This window comes from Aminithiophilus ramosus, assembly GCF_018069705.1.
Taxonomy (GTDB): domain Bacteria; phylum Synergistota; class Synergistia; order Synergistales; family Aminithiophilaceae; genus Aminithiophilus; species Aminithiophilus ramosus.
Genome location: NZ_CP072943.1, coordinates 2,167,492 through 2,190,339, shown reverse-complemented (window position 1 = coordinate 2,190,339; position 22,848 = coordinate 2,167,492). Strand labels below are relative to the sequence as shown.

Genomic DNA, 22,848 nt, shown 5'->3' with positions numbered 1-22,848 from the left:
GAGCGCGCTGCTGCGTCTTTACGGCGAGTTCCCTTCGAGCTGCTTGCTGTGGAGCGTTCCCGGTCCCCTCTTTCGTTCTCCCCTCTTGGTCTTCGACCGGTCGTTCTTCCGTGCTGGGAATTTGTCCGTAACAACCCTTCGCGCTTTTTCAGACGTCTTTTTCGCGTCCTGTGCCGTCGACTCTCGTCTTCGAGGGGGGCGTCTTCGGCGTTGGGTTTTTGTCGGACGGAAGGAGGTGGAGCCGAAAAAGGGTCGCAAGGAGGAAAAGGGATTCCCGTGAGCGCGGGCAAGAGGATCGGAGCGAAGGTTTGAAACAGGGAGGTGGCGCAGGAATGTCCGTTTTCGAAAAAATGGTGAAGGAAGCCATCGGGGCGACCCATTCCGTCTATGGGGTCATCGCGGAAAAGCGCGGAGGGGTTTTCAAGCTTCCCGACGCCAAACCCTACGTCGACGCCGTCAACACGATGACCGTCGCCGAGGGGCAGAAGAAGGAGGTCGTCGATCTCCACGTTCAGTCCGTCAACGCCCATTACGACATCCTCTGCGGTCTGACCGACACCATCCGTCCCGAGGACGATCCCTTCGTGGAGCACTACCAGACGCCGCCCATTCTGGAGGTTCTCTACGATATCGATCCTGAATTCAAGAAGTCCATGTGGATGTTCATCGATGCCATCGCCGCCAACAGGGCCCTGGTCGGCCTCGAGGCGGTGAGACGCTACGGGGGGATGTACGGCCCCACCTGCGTCGTCGATTTCGCCATGTCCGTCGGTTCCGTTTCCAATCTCGTGAACCGCATCCTCCGCGCCCTCGATATGCCCAAGCATCACAAGCAGGCCATCCTGGCCTCCAAGTCCTGGGGGATGAACACCTCCTACGGTCTGGGGGCGGCCTTCAGGGGAGCCATCGAGGCGGGCAGGACGGCCGCCGAGGCCGAGCAGGCCGAAGTGGACATGCTCCAGTTCATCTACCGCGAGCCCATCGCGGCCCAGGCCCATCTCATGGGGACCCACAATCTGGGCGGTCACGGTCCCCACAGCTCCTTCGACGTCACCAAGTACATGAACCAGTACAGAGATCGCATGCGTCCCTTCATCGAGGCGGCGGCCAAGGGAGGCGTCCACTACGCCAACATCGTCGCCGTTCCCGCCTACTGCGTGGGCGACGTGGGACACCACATCGCCCAGTCGGCCTACAACATGTTCAAGGACGACATGGCCTTCGCCATCTACGAGTCCGTCATGGCCGTCTTCGAGAACACCCTCAAGAAGGCTCTCGAGGCGGGCGCCTTCAAGAGCGAATACGACGTCCTCTCCGTCGCCACGGGGGCTCCCGCGGCGGCGACGGCCTACATCCTCTGGAAGGACAGCTTCACCGTCCCCATGGTCGTCGATCTTCTGACGAAGCGCTTCCACAACTACGCCGTCATGAATCCCAAGAGGGGCGAGGCCGACGAGCTTCACAACGTCGACTTCATGGACATCCTCGTCCGGGGCGAGAAGATCCTCGATATCTATCCCCTCGGCGCCGGGGCCAAGATCAAGGGCGTGACCCTCGACTTCAGCCCCATCGACGATCACGAAGTCGTCTCCAACCCCCAGCGCTACACCTATCCGGCCTGCGCCATCACGCAGCGCTTCGCCGCCCTCATGTCCATGGCCGATTTCCCCTGCTATCTGACGCCCGAGTGCACCACGGCGACGCTCATGACCAACATCATCGCCCTCCACCCCGACAAGCCCGGCGCTCCGGTGCGCTTCTGCAAGGGATGCGCCGTCACCTCTCTCCTCAAGAGGAACGTCCCCTTCGTCAAGGGGTGCGGCCAGGGCGACAACGGCTACTGCGAGTGGCATCTGACGGTCTGAGGTCGGCGGCGGTCTGATCCGATCTCCGTCGAGGGGAGGCGGGAGATCGAGGGGAGGCTCTCGGTCTTCCGCCTTTGATGCGCCCTTCGTCGGCTCGGCCTTTCCGCTCCGGCCCTGCAGGGAACCCGACAGCACCGAGGGGGGATTTGGGTGAAAAAAATTCTTCTGCAGCTCGATTCCGACGGTCAGCCCAGCGTCTTCGACGCCGTCGCCGCTCTCGACGGGGGCGCCGAGGTGCTCCTGCGCCATGGAGGCGTGACGGTCGAGGCCGTTTCGGGCCTCGTCCACGGCGTCATCTTCACCCGCGGCCCTGAAGATCTTCACGGCAGCGCCATCTTCATCGGCGGTTCCGACGTGGCCCGGGGGGAGGCCCTCCTGGAGGCGACGAGGAAGGCCTTCTTCGGCCCCCTTCAGGTCTCGGTCCTCTTCGACGCCAACGGCTGCAACACGACGGCCGCCGCCGCCGTGGCCAAGATGGCGGCCAGCCTGGGCGGTCTCGAGGGGAAGAGAGTCACCGTCCTGGGCGGGACCGGTCCCGTCGGCCTCCGGGGGGCGGCTCTCCTGGCCCTTGACGGGGCCCAGGTCCGTCTGACCTCTCGCCGCGCCGACAGGGCGACCGAGGCCGTCGCGCGCCTGAAAGCGCGTTTCGGCGTCGATGTCGAGGCAGCCGTCGTCTCCGACGACGACGAGAGGGACCGCGCGCTCGGCGGAACCCAGGCCGTCCTCGCCGCAGGAGCCGCCGGCGTGACGCTCCTTCGGCAGTCCCTCTGGCAGTCCCTGCCCGAGCTGCGGGTCCTGGCCGACGTCAACGCCGTCCCCCCCCTGGGAATAGAGGGGGTCAAAAGCCACTGGGACGGCCGCGACGTCGAGGGCAAAATCCTTTTCGGCGCCCTGGCCATAGGCGGTCTGAAGATGAAGATTCACAAGGCCGCCGTGGCCCGGCTCTTCGAGAGCAACGACGCCGTTCTCGATGCCGAGGAGCTTTTCGCCCTGGCCAAGGAGCGCCTTGGCCTTTGACGCTCCTCGCGGCGGGCTACAGCGTCCGGGGCCTGGCCCAGTCGGCCTGGCGGGGAGGATGGACCGTCGTCGCCGTCGACTATTTCGGCGACCGTGACCTGGCCGAGAGGGTGCCGACGCGGTCCGTCCGGGGCGATCGGGGTGAAGGCTATTCCGCTGAGGCGCTCGTCGATCTGGCCCGCTCTTTCGAGGCCGATTCCGTCGTCTACACGGGCGGCCTCGAAAATCACGGAGAGGTCGTCGCCGCCCTGGCCCGGGGCCGGGAGCTTCTGGGCAACGATCCTTTCGTCCTGAGGCGCGTCCGCGACTGGCGCCTCCTGAGGAGCCTTTTCACGGAGGAGGCGATTCCCTTCCCGCGGACCCTTTTCCCCGGCGAGGAGATCGGGGCCCGGGAGGGACGGTGGCTCTCCAAGCCCGTCGGCGGCGCCGGAGGGACGGGCCTTCGCCTGTACGGGGGAGAACGGCTCCGGGAGGGACGGCTCCTCCAGGAGTTCCTGCCGGGACTTCCGGCCAGCGCCACCTTTCTCTGCGACGGGCGGCGAAGCCGTCTTCTGGGCCTGACGGAGCAGCTCGTAGGGCATCGGGCCCTGACGGAAAGGCCCTTCGCCTGGTGCGGCAACGTCTTCCCCCTGGAGCTTTCCGACGAGGGGCGGAGGCTTCTGGAGCGGATCGGCGACGTCCTGGTCCGTGCCTTCGGCCTCAAGGGACTCAACGGCGTCGATTTCATCGTCACCGAGAGGGACGGAAGAAGATGGCCTCTCCCGGTGGAGGTCAATCCCCGTCCTGCGGCCTCTCTGGAGATCCTCGAGGCGGCCTGGGGGGGGAGCCTTTTCCCCTTCCACGTCGCGGCCTGCCGCGGTTTTCTGCCCGATGGCGACCTCTCCTTCCGCGAGGGCTTCTGGGGCAAGGCCGTCGTCTACGCCCGCAGGTCCCTTAATGTCTCCTGCAGCGGCGACTGGTACGATAAGAACAGGCGCGATATTCCTCACGACGGCGAGAGCGTGGCGGCAGGGTCTCCCGTCTGTACCCTTCTGGCCGAGGCGAAACGTCGCGACGGCTGCATCGGGGCCCTTCTCGAGGGGGCTCGAGTCCTTCGCGACGAGATCGGCGATCGGTGACGGGTTCCGGGAAAAGGAAAGGGGCGATCGAGGTGGCTCTGAAGCTGACCCTGGTGACGGGCCGGACTCTGGCCCAGGCGGCGGCCATGCACAAGGGCAAGATGACGGAGGCCTATGACAGGGCGACGTCTCTGGCCGAGATCAACGGCGACGATCTGGCCGAGCTGGGCCTGACCGACGGGGAGGAGGCCACGGTTCGCAGCGGGGCCGGTTCGGTCCGGGTCGTTCTCAAGGCCTCCGATCTTCCCCGGGGGATGCTCTTCCTGCCCATGGGGCGACGGGCCAACGGCCTCATCGGAACGGAGACGGAGGGGACGGGCATGCCGGCCTTCAAGGGGCTTCCCGTCGAAGTCGAGCCATGACGGAGCGGATCGAGAACGTCGTCTGCACCTTCTGCGGCTGCCTCTGTGACGATATCGTCGTCGAGGTCGACGGGGGACGTCTCGTCAAGGTCCTCAAGGCCTGCGCCAACGGTCAGGGACACTTCCGCGACTACGATCCCTCGCCGCGCCTGCCCCGTCTCAGGGGGAAAGAGGTCCCCTGGGAGGAGGCCTACGCGGAGGCGGGAGCTATCCTGAGAGCCTCCCATTCGCCCCTGATCTACGGCCTCTCCTCGGCCCCGACGGAGGCCCAGAGGCGGGCCGTCGAACTGGCCGACAGGCTGGGGGCCTTTCTTGACAGCACCTCCTCCGTCTGCCACGGTCCCACGGGGCTGGCCATGCAGGCCGTGGGCGAGCCGACCTGCACGCTCGGAGAGGTCCGCAACAGGGCCGATCTGCTCCTCTTCTGGGGATGCAACCCCGCCGCCGCCCATCCCCGCCACTTCGCCCGCTACGCGACGGCCAGAGGGCGTCTGACGCCGCAGGGACGAAAGGACCGGACGATCGTCATCGTCGACGTCCGCCCTACGGCGGCGACGAAGGGGGCCGACCTCTTCCTCCAGGTGAGACAGGGAGACGATTTCGAGCTCCTCACGGCCCTGAGGGCCCTCGTCCAGGGACGTCCCATGGAGGCTCCTTCCGTCGGCGGCCTTCCCCGGGAGCGTCTCGTCGATCTGGCCGAGCGCCTCAAGACCTGCCGCTACGGCGTCGCCTTCATGGGCATGGGGCTGACGATGACGCGGGGGCGCGATCTGAACGTGGCCGAGCTCTTCTCCCTCGTCGCCGACCTCAACGAGCACACCCGCTTTTCCGTCATTCCCATGAGAGGTCACGGCAACGTGACCGGAGCCGACCAGGTGACGACGTGGCAGTGCGGCTTCCCCTTCGCCGTCAGCTTCGCCCGGGGCTACCCCCAGTACGGGCCGGGCGAGTTCACCGCCGTCGACGTCCTGGCCCGAGGCGACGCCGACAGCGTCGTCGTCGTCGCCTCCGACCCCGTGGCCCACTTCCCCCGCCGGGCCGCCGATCGCCTTCAGGCCCTGCCGACGATCGTCCTCGATCCGGCCGAGAGCCTCACGGCCGCCTCGGCGACGCTCTGGATGCCGACGGGCCTGGCCGGCATCGATACGGCGGGCAGCTCCTACCGGATGGACGGCGTCGCTCTCAGGCTCAGGCCCTTCCTCGAAAGGCGCCGTCCCTCCGACGAGGAGGTCCTGAAACGTCTCATCGAGGAGGTGCGGCGATGATTCGCATTCGAGGCGGAACCGTCTATGATCCGGCCAACGGCGTCGACGGGGAGGTCCGCGACGTCTGGATCGACGGAGGCAAGATCGTCGAGGCTCCCTCCGCATCGGGCGATGTCGAGGTCATCGAGGCCGAGGGAATGCTCGTCCTCCCCGGCGGCGTCGATATGCACACCCACGTGGCCGGCAGCAAGGAGAACGCGGGGCGCAAGCTTCGCCCCGAGGACCATCGGGAGCATCTGCGCGGCCGCAGCGGCTCCCTGCGCTCCGGATCGGGCTTCACCGTCCCGTCGACGTTCCTCTCGGGCTATCTCTACGCCGAGATGGGCTACACGACGGTGATGGAGGCCGCCTCGGCGCCCCTCCTGGCCCGTCACGCCCACGAGGAGCTCGACGATCTTCCCATGGTGGACAAGGGGCTTCTCGTCACCATGGGGAACAATCAGTTCGTCATGGATTGCGTCGCCAGAGGGGAGAAGGAGAAACTGCGCCACTACGTGGCCTGGCTTCTGGAGGCGACGCGAAGCTACGCCGTCAAGGTCGTCAACCCCGGCGGCGTCGAGAACTGGAAGTGGGGCGGCAACGTGGCCTCTCTCGACGATCCCGTCATCGCCTTCGACGGCGTGACGCCCCGGAAGATCCTCGAATGCCTGGCCGAGGCCTCTCGCGATCTGGGCCTTCCTCACGATATTCACGTCCACGGTCTCAACCTGGGACAGCCGCGAAGCTCGCGGACCACGGCGGAGACGCTTCGCGGCCTCGACGGCAGGGGGAGCCACCTCTGTCACCTTCAGTTTCTGAGCTACAGGGGCCGCGAGGAGGGCCATGCCTTCCGCTCCGGAGCCGAATCGGTGGTCGAGGCCCTGCGAGGCGTCTCGGACGTGACCTTCGACGTGGGCCAGGTCATCTTCGGCCCGGCGACGACGATGACCTCCGACGGCCCTCTCGAGTTCTCCCTCCACAGGATGACGGGAAAGAAGTGGGTCAACGACGACGTCGAGGCCGAGAGCGGCGGCGGCATTCTCCCCGTCCTCTACGACAGGAAGAGCCGCATCGCCGCCGAGCAGTGGATGACGGGACTGGAGCTCTTCCTTCTCGTCGACGATCCCTGGAAGCTGGCCCTGACGACGGATCACCCCAACGGAGGGCCCTTCTTCTGCTACCCTCAGGTCATACGCCTTCTCATGGACCGCGACTATCGGGCCGAAGTGCTGGCCACTCTGCCCCCCGAGCCGTCGAGGGGGCCCTTCTTCCGAACCTCGACAGGGAGTACTCTCTTTACGAGATCGCCATCGTCACAAGGGCCGCTCCGGCCCGGATTCTGGGTCTGAGGGACAAGGGCCATCTCGGCGTCGGCGCCGACGGCGACGTGGCCCTCTATGACAGAGTCGACGTCGACGGCACGGAGTGCCGCTGTTCCCGCTTCGCCTCCTGTCGCCGGGCCCTGGCGCGGGTGCGCCATCTCGTGAAGGGGGGACGTTGGGTTCTGCGCGAGGGGAAGATCGTCGAGGAGGTCCGGGGCCGGACCTTCTACGTCGCTCCCGGCCATGACAGGGCTCTCGAAAGGGAGCTGCGCGACTATTTCGAGAGGACCTACACCGTCGCCTTCGACAACTATGCCCTCGACGACGACGACGTTCCCCTCGGGGAGGTGATTCCGTGCGAGAGAAGGGCCGCGAACGCGTCTTCCTGAGCCTCGGCGCCAACCTGGGCGACCGCCAGGGCAACATCCTCCAGGCCCTCCAGTTTCTGAGCGCCCGGGCCGTGGTGAAGAAGGTCTCTTCCTTCTATGAGACCGATCCCGTGGGCTATGACGATCAGCCTCGCTTCCTCAACGCCGTCTGCGAAGTGGAGACCGATCTCGAGCCCTCTGGCCTTCTGGCCTTCCTTCTGGCCATAGAGAAGCGCATGGGCCGCCTCCGTCCCTTCCGGAACGCCCCGAGGCCTATCGACATCGATCTTCTCCTTTACGGAGACCGCCTCATCGACGAGGCCGACCTCGTCGTTCCCCACCCCCGCATGGCCGAGAGGGGGTTCGTCCTCATCCCTCTGGCCGAGATCGCTCCCGAGGTGGTCCACCCCCTTCTGGACCGGTCCGTCGCCTCTTTGGCCCGGTCCGTCGGCGAGAAAGGCGTCGATCGCGTCGAGCGCGGCCTCCGCTTCCGCCTCGACCGCGACGTTCAGCAGGAATCTCCCCGCATCGCCGCGAGCCTGACCCGCGTCGGCGTCACCAATCTGGAGCGGGTGATCCGCGTCACCGACGGAGGGAGGCCGACGCTCTTCGAGGCCACGTTGGATCTCTTCGCCGATCTGGGGCCGGAGCGTTCGGGCGTCCACATGTCGCGCTTTTCCGATGTCCTCGAGGAGCTGGCCGAGGCCTTCTCCTCGGAGGCCTCGCCCGATTTCGAGTCCTTCGCCGAACGTCTCGCCGAGGCGATCGCCGCCTCTCAGGGGGCCCGCTACGCCCAGGTACGCCTTCGGGCCCGCTATCCCCTGGAGCGGATGACGCCCATTTCGGGGAGGAAGGTGGAGGAGCTCGCCACCTTCATCGGCATCGCCGCCAGCGACGGAACGAGGACCCGCCGTCTCGTCGGCGTCGAAGTGGACGGGCTCACCGTCTGTCCCTGCGCCCAGGCGATCGTCAGGGGTTACGAGCGTCAGCTTCTCCTCGACGAGGGATTCAGCGAAGAGGAGGCCGACAGGATTCTCGACCTTCTCCCCATCGCCTCCCACAACCAGAGGGGGCGGGGGACGCTCATGATCGGAGCCGACGAAAAAGTCAGGGCCGAACATCTCGTCTCCATCGTCGAGGCCTCGATGAGCTCCGAGGTCTACGAGCTGCTCAAGCGTCCCGACGAGTTCTTCGTCGTCAACAAGGCCCACCGCAACCCGCGCTTCGTCGAGGACGTCGTCAGGGAGATGCTGAGCAACGTCGGTCTCGTCTACGGCGACCTCCCCGACGGCGCCTTCGTCCTGGCCCGCCAGGAGAATCTCGAGAGCATCCACCGCCACAACGCCTATGCCGAGCGCCAGGGGACGCTGGGCGAGATCCGCCGAGAGCTGAACGAGGGGATCGAGACGTCCCACCACACCTCGCTGGAGGAGTGGCTCCGGGGGGACCGATCGTCATGAGTTCCCTCGCCTGGTGTCTCACGGGAGCCGGCCACTGGCTCTCGCAATCCCTCGATCTGGCGCTGGCCCGGAACGACGTCGATTTCTTCCTCTCCCGGGCCGCCGAGGAGGTCCTTGCCCTCTACGGCCTCGAGGGGCGTCTGGCCCGTCGTCCCCTCTTCCTCGACCGTCAGGCCTCGTCGCCTCTGTCGGGCCGTCTGGCCCGGGGGGATTACGGCAGTCTCGTCGTCGCTCCGGCCACGTCCAACTCGGTGGCCAAGTTCGTGCTGGGCCTGTCCGATTCCCTGGTGACGACGCTCTTCGCCCAGGCCGGCAAGTCCCGCGTTCCCGTGGCCGTCCTCCCCACCGATACCGCTCCCGAGATGGAGTCCGTCGACCCCAAGGGGCAGACCGTCGTCGTCCGCCCCAGACCTCTCGATCTCGCCTACGTCGAGCGTCTGGCCGCCTTCCCCGGCGTGACGGTCCTGACCTCCCCCGAGACTCTGGCCATCTGGCTGGAGAGGCGATGAGGCGGCGTGTCCTCTTCGTCACGGGCACTCTGGCCGCCCCCTCCCTGGAGGCCCTTCTGCCCCGCCTCGAAGGGATCGAGGGACGGGTGGCCGTCCTTCCCATCACCGTCGCCGCCCTCATGACGGCCTCCTGGGTCGACCGTCATCTCGAGCCTCGGGAGGACTGCGACGAGATCCTTCTCCCCGGCCTCCTGAGGGGCGATCTGGAGCCCCTGGAGAGGCGCCTGGGGCTCCCCGTCCGGCGGGGTCCGAAGGATCTCAAGGATCTGCCCCGTTTCTTCGGCGGCGAGGAGGAGCCCGTCGACTACGAGGGGTACAGCCTGAAGATCGTCGCCGAGATCGTCGAGGCCTGGCGCCTCTGCCCGCCGGAGCGCCTCGAGGCGGCCCGGGCCTTTCGGGCCGCCGGAGCCGACATCATCGATCTGGGCGGCCCTCCGGGCGGTCCCTTTCCCGCCGTGGCCGATGCCGTCCGTTCCCTCAAGGCCGAGGGCTTTGCCGTGAGCGTCGACTCTCTCCACGGACCGACCCTGGAGGAGGCGGCCCGGGCCGGCGCCGACCTGCTCCTGAGCGTCAACGGCGAGACCCTTCCTCTGGCGCAGGGCTGGTCCTGTCCCGTCGTCGTCATTCCCGACGGCGACGGGGACCTGGACAGTCTCTACCGCAACCTCGACGTGGCTCTGGAGCGAAAGATGAAGGTTGTGGCCGATCCCCTCCTTTCGCCCCTCCTTTTCGGATTCGCCCGGTCCCTGGCGGGCTACGTCGAGGTCCGGCGCCGCTACCCCCAGGTGCCGATGCTCATGGGAGGCGGCAACGTGACGGAGCTCGTCGAGGCCGACAGCGTGGGCATCAACGCCCTTCTGGCCGGAGTGGCCGAGGAGCTGTCCATCGACTACCTCCTGACGACGGAAGTCGTCTCCTGGACGGCCGGGACGGTGCGGGAGCTGGACCGTGCGCGGAAGATGATGCACTGGGCCGGAAAGAGGCGGAGGCTGGCCAAACACATGAGAGGCGATCTCGTCGTCGCCAAGGAACTTCCCTTCGACGGCTACGGCGAAAAGGAGCTGCGGAGCCTGGCCGCCAAGGTGCGGGACGTCAACTTCCGCATCTTCGTCGCCGACGGGAAGATCGTCGTCTTCAACGGCGAGCGCTTCGTCTGCGCCGAAGATCCGGCCGAGATTTTCGGCCGCCTCGGCGTCGTCGACGCCTCCCACGCCTTCTACCTGGGCCGGGAGCTCGAGCGGGCCCACACGGCCGCCCTCCTGGGCAAGAAATATGTCCAGGAGAGTCCCCTTCGCTTCGGCTACAGAGGCGAGAGGCGATGATCGTCGAGGTGATCCTCTCCACCGTCGACGACGACGGCCTGGTCCATTTCGCCCCCATGGGGCTCCTCTGGGGGGACTCCTTCGTGGAGATCGCTCCCTACAGGAGCAGTCGCACCTTCTTCAATCTCGTCGCGGGCCGGGGGGCCCTGGCCAACGTCACCGACGACATCTCTCTTTTCGTGGCCTGCGCCCTCGACGAAGAAGCCAGAAGGGACAGGCCTCACCGTCGCGCCTCTCTCGTTCCCGGAGGCATCGTCGAGGGCGTCTGCTCCTACCGGGAGCTCCGCATCGTCGAAGTCTCCGATGAGGGAGAACGGGGCCGTTTCCGCTGCGCCGTCGTCGGCGTTGGAAGGGAGAGGGATTTTATCGGCTTCAACCGGAGCGCCTCGGCCCTTCTCGAGCTTGCCGTGGCGGCGACGCGCCGGAAATGGTTGACCCGTGCGGTGTGGTTCCCTCTCCTGGAGAGGGCTCGGCTGATGACGGCCAAAACGGGAGGGGAGCGGGAGAGGGAGGCCCTGGCCCGGCTGGAACGGTTTTTCGAGGAGGGATGACGGTGACGCTTTGCGTCAGAACCGGTTCTCGGCTCCATCTGGGATTTCTCGACCTGCAGGGAGGGACGGGGCGCCGTTTCGGCAGCCTGGGCGTGGCCATCGACAGGCCGGAGACGGTCCTCGAGGCCTCTTTCGGCGAACGATGGCTCTACGAGGGGCCTGAGGTCTTCCGATCCAAGGTCGAGAGTGCCGGACGGCTTCTTTTCGGCGATCTTCCTCCCGTCGAAATCCGTCTCCTTCGGGTCCCCAGGGCCCATGTGGGCCTCGGGTCGGGGACGCAGGTCGTCCTGGCCGCGGCGGCGGCCCTGGCCGAGCTGGCGGGAATCGACGGGGATATCCGGTTCCTCGCGTCCCGTCTCGATCGGGGGAGACGGTCGGCCGTGGGCGTCGAAGCCTTCGCCGCAGGAGGCCTGATCCTCGACGGAGGCCTCCTGCCGGGAGAGGCGGGGCCGCCGCCTCTTTTGGTGAGACGCTTTCTCCCCGAGCGGTGGCGTTTCCTCCTGGCCCTCGTCCCCGGCGCGGCCGGCCTTTCGGGGCGCGCCGAAGAGCGGGCCCTGGCCCAGCTTCCGCCGCCCGACCCCTCTTCGGCGGGAGAGCTCTGTCGCCTCGTCGTCATGGCCCTCCTTCCGGCCCTGGAAAAAAGGGACGGAAAGGCCTTCGGCGCCGCTCTGACGGAGATTCAGCGCCTCGTGGGACGCTCCTTCGCCCCGGTCCAGGGAGGGATCTATGCCTCGCCCACCGCCGAGGCCCTCCTTCGGGCCCTTTCGGAAGAGGGAGCCCTCGGCGTGGGCCAGAGCTCTTGGGGGCCGACGGTCTTCGGCTTCTTCGACGACCCCGTCGAGGCCGAGGCGGCAGGCGAGGCCCTGCTTCGCCGTCCCGAGGCGGAGGGCTCGGAGCTGATTCTGGCCTCTCCCCTGAACGAGGGGGCCCGGGTCGTGCGTTGTCCGCTGCGAGAGGAGGTAGGCGATGCGTTTTCGCGGCGTTGAAATCGAAGGGACCTATGCCGAGGCCTTCAAGATGTGGGGAGCCCGCCTGCTGATCACGGCGGAGAGCTCCCGGTGGGCCCGGATCGCCGCCGTGGCGGCCTCGGGCTTTGCCCTCTCCGTCATCGGCTGTGGCTGCGAGGCCGGCATCGAGGAGGAACTTGCCCCGGAAAAGACGCCCGACGGAAGGCCGGGAGCGACGGTCCTCCTTTTCGCCTCGTCGCGGAAGGACCTGGAGAAGCAGCTTCTTCTGCGCGTTGGCCAGGGCGTCATGACCTGCGCCACGACGGCCTGCTTCGACGGCCTCGACGAGGGGGAGGAGAGCCTTGTCGTGGGCGGCAAGCTCCGCTACTTCGGCGACGGTTTCCAGGGGAGCAAGGTCATCGGCGGCCGGCGCCTCTGGCGTATTCCCGTCATGGACGGCGAATTCCTCGTCGAGGACCGTTTCTCCATCAGGCGCGGCGTCGGCGGCGGCAACTTCCTCATCCTGGCCTCGAGCCTGGAGGCGGGGCTGGCCTCGGCCGAGGCGGCGGCCGAGGCCATGAGGAAGGTGAAGGGGACCATCCTTCCCTTCCCCGGAGGGATCGTCCGCAGCGGGAGCAAGGTGGGATCGCGCTACAAATTTCTCTCGGCCTCGACGAACAGCCCCTACTGTCCCGGCCTGGTCTCGCTCGTCGAGACCTCCCTCCCCGAGGGGGTGAACGCCGTCTACGAGCTGGTCATCGACGGCCTCGACGAAAGGTCCGTCGCGAAGGCCATGGCCGTCGGGCTCGAGGCGGCGGCCCTGCCCGGCGTCGTCGCCCTGTCGGCCGGGAACTACGGCGGCGGTCTCGGCCCCTTCCACTTTCATCTTCAGGAGATCCTTTCGGGAAAGGTCGGTGACCTCTCATGACCCTCCTCCGTCCGCGACGTCCCCTCGATCTTCCCGTCGAGGCCGAGATTCTCGTCCCGGAGCGTTTCCGCGGCGTCGACAGGGCCTCGGCGATGCGGTTCCCCGTCGCCTGGGGACGAAGGAGTCTGCCTCTGGGCGAGCTTTTCGAAATAGACGTGGAAGAGGGGGGCGAGGCCCTCATCCTCGACGGCGATTTTTCCAGGGTGAAGAAGATAGGTAGGGGAATGAAGGAGGGCCTTCTCGTCGTCAGGGGCGATGGCGGCATGCACCTCGGATCGGCCCTGTCGGGAGGGACGATCCGCGTCGAGGGCGACGTCGACGCCTGGGCGGGGGCCATGATGTCGGGAGGGACGCTCGAAATCGGCGGATCGGCCGGCCCCCATCTGGCCGGCGCCTACCCCGGAGAGGGGAGGGGGATGACGGGAGGCGTCGTCCTCCTCCGCGGCGATGCCTCTCTCCGCACGGGAGAGAGGATGAGGCGGGGTCTCGTCGCCGTCGGCGGCGGAACGGGCGATTTCACGGCCCTGGAGGCCCTGGCCGGCACCGTCGTCGTCTTCGGAAGGCTCGGGATCAGGGCCGGAGCGGGATCGAAGAGGGGGACCGTCGTCGCCCTGGGAGGCATGGAGGGCGACGTCCTGCCCACCTATCGACGAGGGGCCCTCTACCGTCCTCTCTTCCTCCTTCCCCTGCTGCGTTTTCTGGCCGAAAGGGGATTTCCCGTGACGGAGGCCCACCGCACCGGTATGTACCGTCGCTGGACGGGTGACGTGACCCGTCTGGGAAAGGGGGAACTTCTCATCCATGAACAGCCTCAATGAGGGAAGCGCCACCGTCGTCGAGACGATGATCGCCGACGCCGAGCGCCTCGGCCTCGGCGTCCATCGCCTGGAGTGCGGGACGACCTGGATCGACTGTGGGATCGAGGTTTCCGGCTCCTTCGAGGCCGGCCGTCTTTACGCCCTGGCCTGCCTGGGCGGCGAGGGGGATCTGGCTTTTTCCGAATTCGATCTTCAGGGGAGCCCCTGGCCCGCCCTCTCCCTGACCCTTTCCTCGCCCCTGAAGAGCTGCATGGGCTGCCAGTACGCCGGGTGGGAGGTGAAATACGCCTCCGAGGGAAAAAGCCGCAGGGCCCTGGGCTCGGGGCCGGCCCGCATGCTCGGTTCCTCCGAGGCCCTTCTCGACCGTCTGAATCTTCGGGAGCGCTCGTCTCGAGCCGTCCTGGCCCTGGAAACGAGGAAAAAGCCGGGCGACGAGCTGGCCCTCGCCGTGGCCGAGCGCTGTTCCGTCGTGCCCGAGGAGCTCTTCCTCCTCGCGGCGCCCACGGCCAGTCTCGTCGGCTCCGTCCAGATCGCCGCCCGCATCGTCGAGACGGGGATTCACAAGATGATCGAAGAGGGGCTTCCCGTCGGGGGCCTTCTCTCGGCCTGGGGGCGCTGTCCCCTCCCTCCCGTCGCCGCCGACGACCTGACGGCCATGGGGCGGACGAACGACGCCGTCCTCTACGGCGGAACGGCCTGGTACGCCTTCGGCGGCGACGACGCCCTCCTTGCGTCCCTCTTCGATCGCCTCGTCTCGGCCTCGTCGGGCGACTACGGCCGCCCCTTCCTGGAGATCTTCCAGGCCGGCGGCGGCGATTTCTACAAGATCGATCCCGCCCTCTTCAGCCCCGCCGAAGTCTTCGTCAACAGCGTCGCCACGGGGCGGACCTTCCATGCCGGACGGCGCCGGGACGATCTGCTGGCCCGGTCATGGCTCGGCTGAGGGCGGCCATCGTCGGCAACCCCGAGGGGTGGCACGCCGGGCGCCTCGAGGCGGCCCTCCTCCGCCGGGGAGCGGTCGTCCGTCGCCTGCCGGCGACGCGCATGACGGGAGCGGTGCTCTCCGGAAAGGGAGGGGGCTTTCCCGCTTCTGCGGCCTCGCTGGGCCAGTCCCTCGCCGACGAGGACCTCCTCTTCGTGCGGGCCCTCCCCTCGGGGTCTCTGGAGCAGGTCGTCTTCCGCCTCGACATCCTCCATCTGCTGGAGCGGCGGGGACGGTGCGTCCTCAACGGCGCCGATGCCCTGGAGCGCTCCGTCGACAAGTTCCTGGCCTCCCTCCTTTTCGAGGAGGCCGGACTGCCGGCCATCGCGACGCGCGTCACCGAAAGGACCGAGGAGGCCATGGAGGCCTTCGCCGAGCTGGGTGGAGACGTCGTCGTCAAGCCCCTCTTCGGGTCGGAGGGACGGGGCATCGTCCGTCTCAGCGATCAGGAGAGCGCCTGGAGGGTCTTCAGGGCCTTCGACCTGGGGCGCTACGTCCACTACGTCCAGAAATTCATTCCCCACGGCAACGACGATTACCGCCTCTTCGTCGTCGACGACGAGGTCCCGGCGTCGATGATCCGTCGCGGCAGCCAGTGGAAAAGCAACATCGCCCAGGGCGCCCGAGGCGAGGCCTTCTCTCCCGACGGGGCCATGAAGGATCTGGCCGTCGCCGCCGCCCGGGCCGTCGGGGCCTTCTACGCCGGGGTGGATCTTCTCCGGGGAGACGACGGGGTTCTCTACGTCGTCGAGGTCAACGGCATCCCGGGCTGGAAGGGGCTCGAGGCGGCCACGGGCGTCGATGTGGCCGACATCGTCGTCGAACGGGCCCTGGCCCGGTGGAGGAGCCGACCTTGAAGGGGCGGAGCCGCGCCGAGGTGACGCGCTGGGTCGAGCTGGCCTCTCTCTGGGAGGCCTGCGCCCCCAAGCCGGGCAACGTGAACCGGAGGTTCGACTTCGTCGACGCGACCCTTCCCGACTTCCTCTCGAGCGCCGCCGTCGCCGCCGAGGCCCTGAGGGGGCTCAGGACGTGGCGCGTCGGTCCCATGGTCCACCGAGCCGTCAGGGCCCGGAGGGCGACGGTGGCGACCAACACCAACCTGGGCATGCTTCTCCTCCTGGCTCCCCTCGCCCTGGCGGCCACGAAAGGTCCCCGAGGCAGCCTGAGAGAGGAGACGGGCCTCGTCCTGGCCTCTCTCGACGGCGAGGACAGCCGTCTCGTCTACGAGGCCATCCGCCTGGCCTCGCCGGGAGGACTGGGGCGGTCGGAGAAGGACGACGTGGCGGAAAAGGCGCCGACCTCCCTGATCGAGGCCATGAAAGAGGCCGCCGACCGCGACGCCGTCGCCCGGGAGTACGCGACGGACTTCTCGGCCACCTTCGATATCGTCCTGCCCGGACTCAGGGCCGCCCTCGAAGGGGGCTCGACGCTCTCTCAGGCCATCGTCGAGGTCTTCCTCTCCACCCTGGCCCTGATTCCCGACAGCCTCATCGCCCGGAAGGAGGGGATCGAAAGGGCCCGCGACGTCTCCCGTCGGGCCGCCCGACTCCTCGACCGATGCCGTCGTGCCCCCGATCCCGACGCCCTGGCCCGTTTCGACGGCGAGTTGCGCGCCTTCGGCAACCGCCTCAACCCGGGGGCGACGGCCGATCTCGTCGCGGGAGCCCTCTTCGCCCTTCTCGCCGAGGGGCCCTGGAACGAGGCCCAGCTCCTGGCCCGATGGACCTCGAAGGGCACGGCGACGGCCCGTCGCGAGTCCCCTCCCCCGAAGGTCTTCCGCTCCTTTTGTCCCCTTCCGCGAGGGGAAAGGACCCTTTCCTTCCCTCACGGCGAGCTTCCCCTCGGCCGGAGGACCCTTCTCATGGCCATCGTCAACGTCACGGCCGACTCCTTTCATGAGGCCAGTCGCGTCGGGACTGTCGACGAGGCCCTGGATCGGGCCAGAGCGATGGTGGCCCAGGGAGCCGACATGATTGATATCGGCGGCCAGTCGACGCGGCCCGGGGCGCCCCTTGTCGACGAAGAGGAGGAGATGAGCCGTCTTCTCCCTGTCGTCAGGGCCCTCCGGTCGGCCCTGCCCGGGACGATCCTCTCCGTCGACACGGCCCGATCCCGCGTCGCCGCCCGGGCCCTGGCCGATGGAGCGGACCTCGTCAACGACGTGACGGCTCTCGACGATCCCGACATGGCCGCCGTCGTCGCCGAGGCGGGCGTGCCCGTCGTCCTCATGCACGGCAGGGGAAGGGCCATTCCCGAGGGGGAGAGCGACCCCCTCCCTTTCGTCGCCGCCTTCCTGGCAGAGCGCGTCGGGAGGGCCCTCGACGCCGGAATCGCCCGGGACCGGATCCTCATCGATCCCGGCATCGGCTTCGGCAAGAGGCGCTCTCAGAGTCGTGCCCTGCTGGGGAGGATCGACGAACTCCGCAGCTGGGGGTTCCCCCTCCTCATCGGCCATTCCCGGAAGGCCCTCGTCGGCGACGGAGGGCCCGAGGGGAGGCTGGAGGAGACCCTGGCCGTCACGGCCCTCTGCGCCGAGAAGGGCGTCGACATCCTCCGCGTTCACGACGTGGCCGCCAACGCCCGAGTCCTCCGCACCCTGGCGGCCATTAAAAAAGAGGGAGACTCTTGATTCGTCCCGTCCATCCTGTACGATGATAGCGATTCTCATGAGGATTCGGAGGACTTTCCCTCCCGTCGAGAGGGAACCTCTTCGGAAGGGAGTGGCACGGACGATGGACGAACGCGAGCTGCACCTCCTGGCCGACAGACTGAAGCGGGGCGAGATCACCGTCGAGGCCTTCACCGACTCCCTACGGGAGCTGCCCTTCCGCGATCTGGGCGAGGTGAAGCTCGACACCCACAGGGCCCTGCGCAACGGCTTTTCGGAGATCGTCTACTGCCCCGGCAAGTCGTCGGACCAACTCCTCCGCATCGCCTCGGCCCTGGCCGGAGGCTCCGGTCCGGCCCTTTTCTCCCGCATGACCGAGGAACAGCATCGTCTGCTCCTTCCCGTCCTGCCCGAACTGGAGTATCTCCCGTCGGCGCGGATGGGCCGTCACTGGCCGCGGCGCGACAGGCCCCATCGGGGGCGGGTCCTCGTCGTCACAGGAGGCAGCAGCGACGTCCCCGTCGCCGAAGAGGCGGCCGTGACGGCCGAGACGATGGGATGCGCCGTCGAGCGCCTCTTCGACGTGGGCGTCGCCGGCCTTCACCGCCTCCTGGCCCATTTCGGGTCCCTTCAGGCCGCCGGGGCCATCGTCGCCGTGGCGGGAATGGACGGAGCCCTTCCCGGCGTCGTCGCCGGTCTCGTCTCCGTTCCCGTCGTGGCCGTTCCCACCAGCGTGGGCTACGGGGCGGCCTTCGGGGGACTGGCTCCTCTTCTGACCATGCTCAACGCCTGTGCCCTGGGCGTCACTGTCGTCAACATCGACAACGGCGTCGGAGGCGGCTACGGGGCGGCTCTCATGGCCGGTCCCACAGACCGGCGGCGCGAAGGAGGCAACCGATGAAACGCACTCTCTACCTCAACTGTTTTGCCGGAATCAGCGGCGACATGATGCTCGGCCTTCTCCTCGATCTTCTCGACGAGACCGATCCGGGCTCCCGCCTGGCGGGACTGGCTCTCGACGGGTGGCGCGTCACCGCCGAGAGGGGCCTCCGGTCGGGCCTTTCCGGCGTCGACGTCAAGGTCCTCTCCGACGAGGGCCATGTCCACCGGGGGCTCTCCGATGTCCTCGACATCATCGGGCGGAGCGACCTGAGTCCCGCCGTCGCCGACAGGGCGGCCCGGGCCTTTCGGATGCTGGCCCAGGCCGAGGGGGCCGTCCACGGCCTGAGTCCCGAAGCGATCCACTTCCACGAGGTGGGGGCCGTCGACGCCCTCGTCGACATCGTCGGGGCCCTGACCCTCATGGAGGCCCTCTCGCCCGACGCGATCGTCGCCTCGTCGGTCAACGTCGGCGGCGGGACGGTCCGTTGCGCCCATGGCGAGCTGCCCGTTCCCGCTCCGGCGACGCTGAAGCTCCTCGAAGGCGTCCCCGTCCATTCCCGGGGAGAGGCCATGGAACGGACGACGCCGACGGGAGCCGTCCTTTTGCGCCTTTTCGTCGACCGCTACGGCCCCATGCCGGACGGCGTCATCGTCAGAAGCGGCTACGGCCTGGGCGATCGCGACTCGGACCTGCCCAACCTCCTTCAGGGCGTGATACTCGACGTCTCCTCCTCCGTCCCCTCCGCTCCTTCCCCCCTTTCCCGCGGCGAGGAACCCTCGTCCCACCACGGTCATTCTCACGCCGCGCATCACCATCACGGCCACGAAGAGGGGCAGGGCCACGAACCTCACGGACCCTCTTTCCATCACCACGGCGACGGAGCGGTGGGGCCCGAGAGCGTGCCGACCGATCCCCACCGCCAGCCCTGATTTCGAAAAAAGGCCTTTGCTCCGCGAGGCCTCCTCTTTTTCTGCGAAAAAGGGCAATGCCGGGAGAGTGCCCTCTCCCGGTCCGTGACTGAAGGTGACTGAACCGGTCCACAGGTATCTCTCGCCCGACGCAGCCCTCATCTTTTGGCCTGGGAGAACTTGATGGTTCCGCCGCCCCGGAAGGGGAGGCGGTCTCTGTCCTGCCAGGCGAAGGGGGGTGTCGATGAGGACGAGATCTTGAGCGGAGCCGAACGCGACCGACAGAGAGACGTCAAAGAGCCCTTTTCGAATGTTCGGGAGGTGTTCCGTCGATGCAGAAAGAACTCTACTGCGCCATCGCCGCCGCCGATGCCTTTGTGGAAAATGTCACCAGCGATCGCCTTGAGGCCATCACCAAGGGGCACGGCATGTTGAACCTGGCCGTCTTCAGCGCCGCCAACGTCATGACGGCCGAGATCCTCAGCGGCCGAAGCACCAAGATCAGCGACGCCAACCTGGCCCATCTGGCCCTCGATTCCGTCATGGATGGGGGCATCGCCGCGGCCCGAGAGGCGGGAGCCGACGGCGCCAACGCGGCCCTCATCGTCGCCGTCTTTCTCAACCTGGCCGGGACGGCGTCGCGTGCCGGCGTGCCGGCCGGCAACAGGAAACTGGGATCGATGGCCCGCATGAAGGCCGGCGTCAGCCGGGCCGGTGTTCAGGCCATCCCCACGTCGAAGCTGACGAACAAAGTCTCGGCCTTTCCGGCCGTCAAGGCCCTCTACGAGGCCATCGATCGGGGCGAGATCTGCCGTTTCAGCGGCGCCGACGTCCCTCCCTTCGTCGCGGGAGGGGCCATCTACGGTCACAGCGCCCTCGGCGAGGACATGATTTACCACGACCTCACGCAGAAGGGGACGCGCGTCGCCGTCGAGGCCATGTTCCGCGCCTACCGGGGTGTGGGCATCACGCCCAACGCCTGGCTCTCGGCGGCCCTCGCCGCCGCCGCCGTTCTGGAGATCGTCAATCCCGACGGCATGATCGGCGAGGCCTACGGCGAGTTCTTCGCCCAGGGGACGGGCTACCTGGCCGGCAAGGGGGCGGCTCTCGCGGCGGGGCTGCCGGAGAAGCTCCACATGCGGGGCACGGGCAGGGAGTACGACACGGCCACCCTCATCGGCGACCTGGGAATGATCCTCAAGGACGTCGGGGCCCCCACCGTCGTCGGCATGATGACGCTCAACGAGATGATGGCCGCTTTCCAGGAGGGGCCCATGATCGGAGCCGGTTTCGGCGCGGGGCCGGTCAATCCGCCTCTGGCCCATCTCGTCGGCGACGGCGTCGTCGCCGCCATGAAGCTCATCGAAAGCGGAGGGGACCTGGAGGCCACGGCCGACATGATCCGGGAGATGAAGCTCCGGGAGTGGATCGACCCCGAGATCGCGGCCTTCTCGGCCAACACGGTGGCCCGCAAGGCGGAACAGATCACCCGGGGCCCCGTATCGCGGGCCGTCATCATGGCCACTCAGGGCATCCGCAACAACATGGCCTACCGCGTGGCCCGATTCGCCTGGGACGGCCTTCAGGCCGGGCGGTCCCTGGAGGAAATCTGCCGTGATCTGGACCTGAAGCGCAAAGAGAAGGTGGAGCGGCGGACGGCCCTGCTGCTGGGCGCCATGACGGGCAAGGAGATCGCCCTTTCCTTCTCCAAGCTTCAAGGGGGAGCCCGGCGGAGTCACCCCTTCGCCGAGACCTTCTGGGGCTTCGACGCCGACATCGACGCCGTCGTCACCGTCGACGGCAGGGAGTTCGTCATGGAGGGCCTTTCGCACCGAGTCGTGCCCGATGTGGTCCTCAACGGGAAAGCCGACTGGGGACTCCCCGTCATGATCGCCTCCGTGGCGGCCCAGGAACTGATGTACATCGGCTGCTGCACCGTCAACGTCGTCCTCCCGGCGGCCGTCGCGGCCCTGACGGGCAAGATGGACTGGAAAGAGGCCGGGAAGCGTGCCGAGGCCGGAGCCTGCATCACCAGCGCCATCCCCGGCGCCAAGGAGACGGCCCGATCGGTGGCCCGTCTGGCCCTGCGTCTCATGGCCGACATGGAGGACGTCGACGCCTGACCGGCAGGGGCGCGGCGGGAAGGACCTCCCGTCGCGCCCCTGCCTTTTTCGAGAGGAGGCAAGAGGCGGTGCTGCTTCTCGTCAATGCCGACAACGTCACAGGTGAAGGCCTTCCCCACCTCATCGACGGCCTCATGGCCCGAGGAGCCACCAGCGTCCATGCCGTGCCGGTCATGACGAAAAAGGGGCGGAGCGGCTTTCTCTTCTTCGTCGACGCCCCCGAGGCGGCCCTCGACAGTCTGGGGGCCTTCCTGGCCCTCGAGCTGGACACGCTGGGCATGCGCGTCTTCGAGCCCCGCCACGTCGCCTTCGGCCCCCTTCGTCGGGGCGTCGTCTCCGTCGAAAGGGAGGGCATCCCCGTCGGCCTGATCTCGGCCAAGATCATCGCAGGAGAGGGGGAACTCCCCCTCTCCTGCAAGGCCGAATATGGCGACATGGAACGCTTCCTCAAGGGGCCCGGTTCGGGCGGTCTCCTCTCCTTCAAGACCCTCAAGGCCGCCGTCGAACTGGCCCTGACCGGGGGAGAGACCCTGTCCGTCGGGCCCTGGCGCTTCTGCCCCCGGAAAGAGGAGGCCTCCGACGAACGGGACTGTCGGTCCGACGGAGAGCCGTAGGGGGAGGGGAGCGCCGGTCAGGGGGCAGCCGTGCCGGTGCCTCTGGATCTTACGTCGTCGGCCTGGCCTGGTAAACCGTTGGACACGTCGGAAGAGGCGCTTCTCGAAGCCGAAAGGAGGGCAACATCCTCGAGGGACGTGAGGGGTTGAACCCTGCATCGGAGTACCGTCGGCGATGATTTTTCAGCAGGAATCGCTCCCTGATGGCTCTCGTCGACGAGGAACTGCCGGGAAAAAGACGATGCCGTCCCCTATCGAAAGCGGACGGGGGCGCTCTCGTCACCGTCGCCCTGACGAGGGCCGGGAGGCTGCAAAATGCGCATGTCACGACGAAGATCGAAGGGCGTCGATCAGGACGCCTTCGTTCTCTTCCTTTCGATTCCCTTGAGAATCTTTTTTTGACGGTCCTGTAGGGTGGACCCCGAAAAGGGGACCACGAGCCGAGTCGGATGACGTGCGCTGTTTTTCGCCCGTTGGCCGAAGTATTCAAGAGACAGCAGCCCCCGCAAGGGTTCTATTTGAGGTGACAAGGCCACAAACCTCATCACGAGGGAGGGCTACCGCAAAGGCACGCTGCTATAGATAAGACTCGGAATGCAGCAGAAAGTCCGAAGGTCCTCCATCGGTGAACAGGAGATCCGCTTGCACCTTGACCGGAGCGTCAGAGGAATCGCATGAAGACAGGCAGAACTCGCTGCTCGACGCCGAGGCCATCGTCGAGAGAAGCGATCGGCCGCCATCCCCTCCCTTTCCCAAAAAGCATTGACAGGGGCTTGTTGCTTCGCCTAGAATCAAGTTTGATTTATCGAACATGGCGCTGAGAGGGTGCTTCCGTGCCGGAATCGATCGGCTCGAAGCACAGAGAAGAGAAATCGGGCTTATAGGGTCTGAAAGGGAAG

The 22,848-nt window shown here is 67.4% G+C and carries 21 protein-coding genes; all 21 read left to right on the top strand.

What is annotated here, in order from left to right; genetic code table 11:
- The first annotated feature begins 332 nt into the window (after window positions 1-332).
- The 21 genes from KAR29_RS10210 to larC2 all read left to right on the top strand — a co-directional run bounded on the left by KAR29_RS10210 (window position 333) and on the right by larC2 (window position 21,949).
- A complete protein-coding gene (locus tag KAR29_RS10210; protein WP_274372888.1) occupies window positions 333-1,865 on the top strand; it encodes a DUF2193 domain-containing protein in 1,533 nt (510 codons plus the stop codon).
- A gap of 150 nt (window positions 1,866-2,015) precedes the next feature.
- Entirely contained in the window at window positions 2,016-2,882 is an 867-nt protein-coding gene (locus KAR29_RS10205; protein ID WP_274372887.1) for an NAD(P)-dependent methylenetetrahydromethanopterin dehydrogenase, read from the top strand.
- The gene (locus KAR29_RS10200; protein WP_274372886.1) at window positions 2,879-4,000 is read left to right on the top strand and encodes an ATP-grasp domain-containing protein; all 1,122 of its coding nucleotides are present in this window, start codon (window positions 2,879-2,881) and stop codon (window positions 3,998-4,000) included. Before KAR29_RS10205 ends, KAR29_RS10200 begins: the two co-directional genes overlap by 4 nt.
- Window positions 4,001-4,032: 32 nt before the next feature.
- Window positions 4,033-4,362 (top strand): molybdopterin dinucleotide binding domain-containing protein, encoded by a 330-nt coding sequence (locus tag KAR29_RS10195; protein WP_274372885.1) that lies wholly within the window; start codon window positions 4,033-4,035, stop codon window positions 4,360-4,362.
- Window positions 4,359-5,627 carry a formylmethanofuran dehydrogenase subunit B gene (locus KAR29_RS10190; protein WP_274372884.1) on the top strand — a complete coding sequence of 423 codons (1,269 nt, stop codon included), beginning with the start codon at window positions 4,359-4,361 and terminating at the stop codon, window positions 5,625-5,627. The genes KAR29_RS10195 and KAR29_RS10190 overlap by 4 nt, the downstream gene beginning before the upstream one ends.
- The gene (locus KAR29_RS10185; RefSeq protein ID WP_274372883.1) at window positions 5,624-6,955 is read left to right on the top strand and encodes a formylmethanofuran dehydrogenase subunit A; all 1,332 of its coding nucleotides are present in this window, start codon (window positions 5,624-5,626) and stop codon (window positions 6,953-6,955) included. The genes KAR29_RS10190 and KAR29_RS10185 overlap by 4 nt, the downstream gene beginning before the upstream one ends.
- Window positions 6,910-7,317: an amidohydrolase family protein gene (locus KAR29_RS10180; RefSeq protein ID WP_274374969.1), complete on the top strand. Its 408-nt coding sequence runs from the start codon at window positions 6,910-6,912 to the stop codon at window positions 7,315-7,317. The genes KAR29_RS10185 and KAR29_RS10180 overlap by 46 nt, the downstream gene beginning before the upstream one ends.
- A complete protein-coding gene (mptA, locus tag KAR29_RS10175) occupies window positions 7,284-8,756 on the top strand; it encodes a GTP cyclohydrolase MptA (RefSeq protein WP_274372882.1) in 1,473 nt (490 codons plus the stop codon). Before KAR29_RS10180 ends, mptA begins: the two co-directional genes overlap by 34 nt.
- Window positions 8,753-9,265 carry a flavoprotein gene (locus KAR29_RS10170; RefSeq protein ID WP_274372881.1) on the top strand — a complete coding sequence of 171 codons (513 nt, stop codon included), beginning with the start codon at window positions 8,753-8,755 and terminating at the stop codon, window positions 9,263-9,265. Before mptA ends, KAR29_RS10170 begins: the two co-directional genes overlap by 4 nt.
- The gene (locus tag KAR29_RS10165) at window positions 9,262-10,587 is read left to right on the top strand and encodes a DUF6513 domain-containing protein (protein ID WP_274372880.1); all 1,326 of its coding nucleotides are present in this window, start codon (window positions 9,262-9,264) and stop codon (window positions 10,585-10,587) included. Before KAR29_RS10170 ends, KAR29_RS10165 begins: the two co-directional genes overlap by 4 nt.
- Complete coding sequence (locus KAR29_RS10160) at window positions 10,584-11,138, top strand: DUF447 domain-containing protein (protein WP_274372879.1); 555 nt, start codon at window positions 10,584-10,586, stop codon at window positions 11,136-11,138. The genes KAR29_RS10165 and KAR29_RS10160 overlap by 4 nt, the downstream gene beginning before the upstream one ends.
- A gap of 2 nt (window positions 11,139-11,140) precedes the next feature.
- The gene (locus tag KAR29_RS10155) at window positions 11,141-12,124 is read left to right on the top strand and encodes a beta-ribofuranosylaminobenzene 5'-phosphate synthase family protein (RefSeq protein WP_274372878.1); all 984 of its coding nucleotides are present in this window, start codon (window positions 11,141-11,143) and stop codon (window positions 12,122-12,124) included.
- Window positions 12,105-13,013, top strand: a complete 909-nt coding sequence (fhcD, locus tag KAR29_RS10150) for a formylmethanofuran--tetrahydromethanopterin N-formyltransferase (protein ID WP_274372877.1) — start codon at window positions 12,105-12,107, stop codon at window positions 13,011-13,013. The genes KAR29_RS10155 and fhcD overlap by 20 nt, the downstream gene beginning before the upstream one ends.
- A complete protein-coding gene (locus KAR29_RS10145; RefSeq protein ID WP_274372876.1) occupies window positions 13,010-13,831 on the top strand; it encodes a formylmethanofuran dehydrogenase subunit C in 822 nt (273 codons plus the stop codon). Before fhcD ends, KAR29_RS10145 begins: the two co-directional genes overlap by 4 nt.
- Complete coding sequence (gene mch / locus KAR29_RS10140) at window positions 13,815-14,774, top strand: methenyltetrahydromethanopterin cyclohydrolase (protein ID WP_274372875.1); 960 nt, start codon at window positions 13,815-13,817, stop codon at window positions 14,772-14,774. The genes KAR29_RS10145 and mch overlap by 17 nt, the downstream gene beginning before the upstream one ends.
- Window positions 14,762-15,670 carry an ATP-grasp domain-containing protein gene (locus KAR29_RS10135; RefSeq protein WP_274372874.1) on the top strand — a complete coding sequence of 303 codons (909 nt, stop codon included), beginning with the start codon at window positions 14,762-14,764 and terminating at the stop codon, window positions 15,668-15,670. The genes mch and KAR29_RS10135 overlap by 13 nt, the downstream gene beginning before the upstream one ends.
- Window positions 15,667-17,442: a dihydropteroate synthase gene (folP, locus tag KAR29_RS10130; RefSeq protein WP_274372873.1), complete on the top strand. Its 1,776-nt coding sequence runs from the start codon at window positions 15,667-15,669 to the stop codon at window positions 17,440-17,442. Before KAR29_RS10135 ends, folP begins: the two co-directional genes overlap by 4 nt.
- Window positions 17,443-17,545: 103 nt before the next feature.
- Window positions 17,546-18,322: a nickel pincer cofactor biosynthesis protein LarB gene (larB, locus tag KAR29_RS10125; protein ID WP_274372872.1), complete on the top strand. Its 777-nt coding sequence runs from the start codon at window positions 17,546-17,548 to the stop codon at window positions 18,320-18,322.
- Entirely contained in the window at window positions 18,319-19,233 is a 915-nt protein-coding gene (gene larC, locus KAR29_RS10120) for a nickel pincer cofactor biosynthesis protein LarC (RefSeq protein ID WP_274372871.1), read from the top strand. The genes larB and larC overlap by 4 nt, the downstream gene beginning before the upstream one ends.
- A gap of 311 nt (window positions 19,234-19,544) precedes the next feature.
- Complete coding sequence (locus KAR29_RS10115; RefSeq protein WP_274372870.1) at window positions 19,545-21,335, top strand: hypothetical protein; 1,791 nt, start codon at window positions 19,545-19,547, stop codon at window positions 21,333-21,335.
- A complete protein-coding gene (gene larC2, locus KAR29_RS10110; RefSeq protein ID WP_311135637.1) occupies window positions 21,236-21,949 on the top strand; it encodes a nickel pincer cofactor biosynthesis protein LarC2 in 714 nt (237 codons plus the stop codon). Before KAR29_RS10115 ends, larC2 begins: the two co-directional genes overlap by 100 nt.
- Window positions 21,950-22,848: the final 899 nt, after the last annotated feature.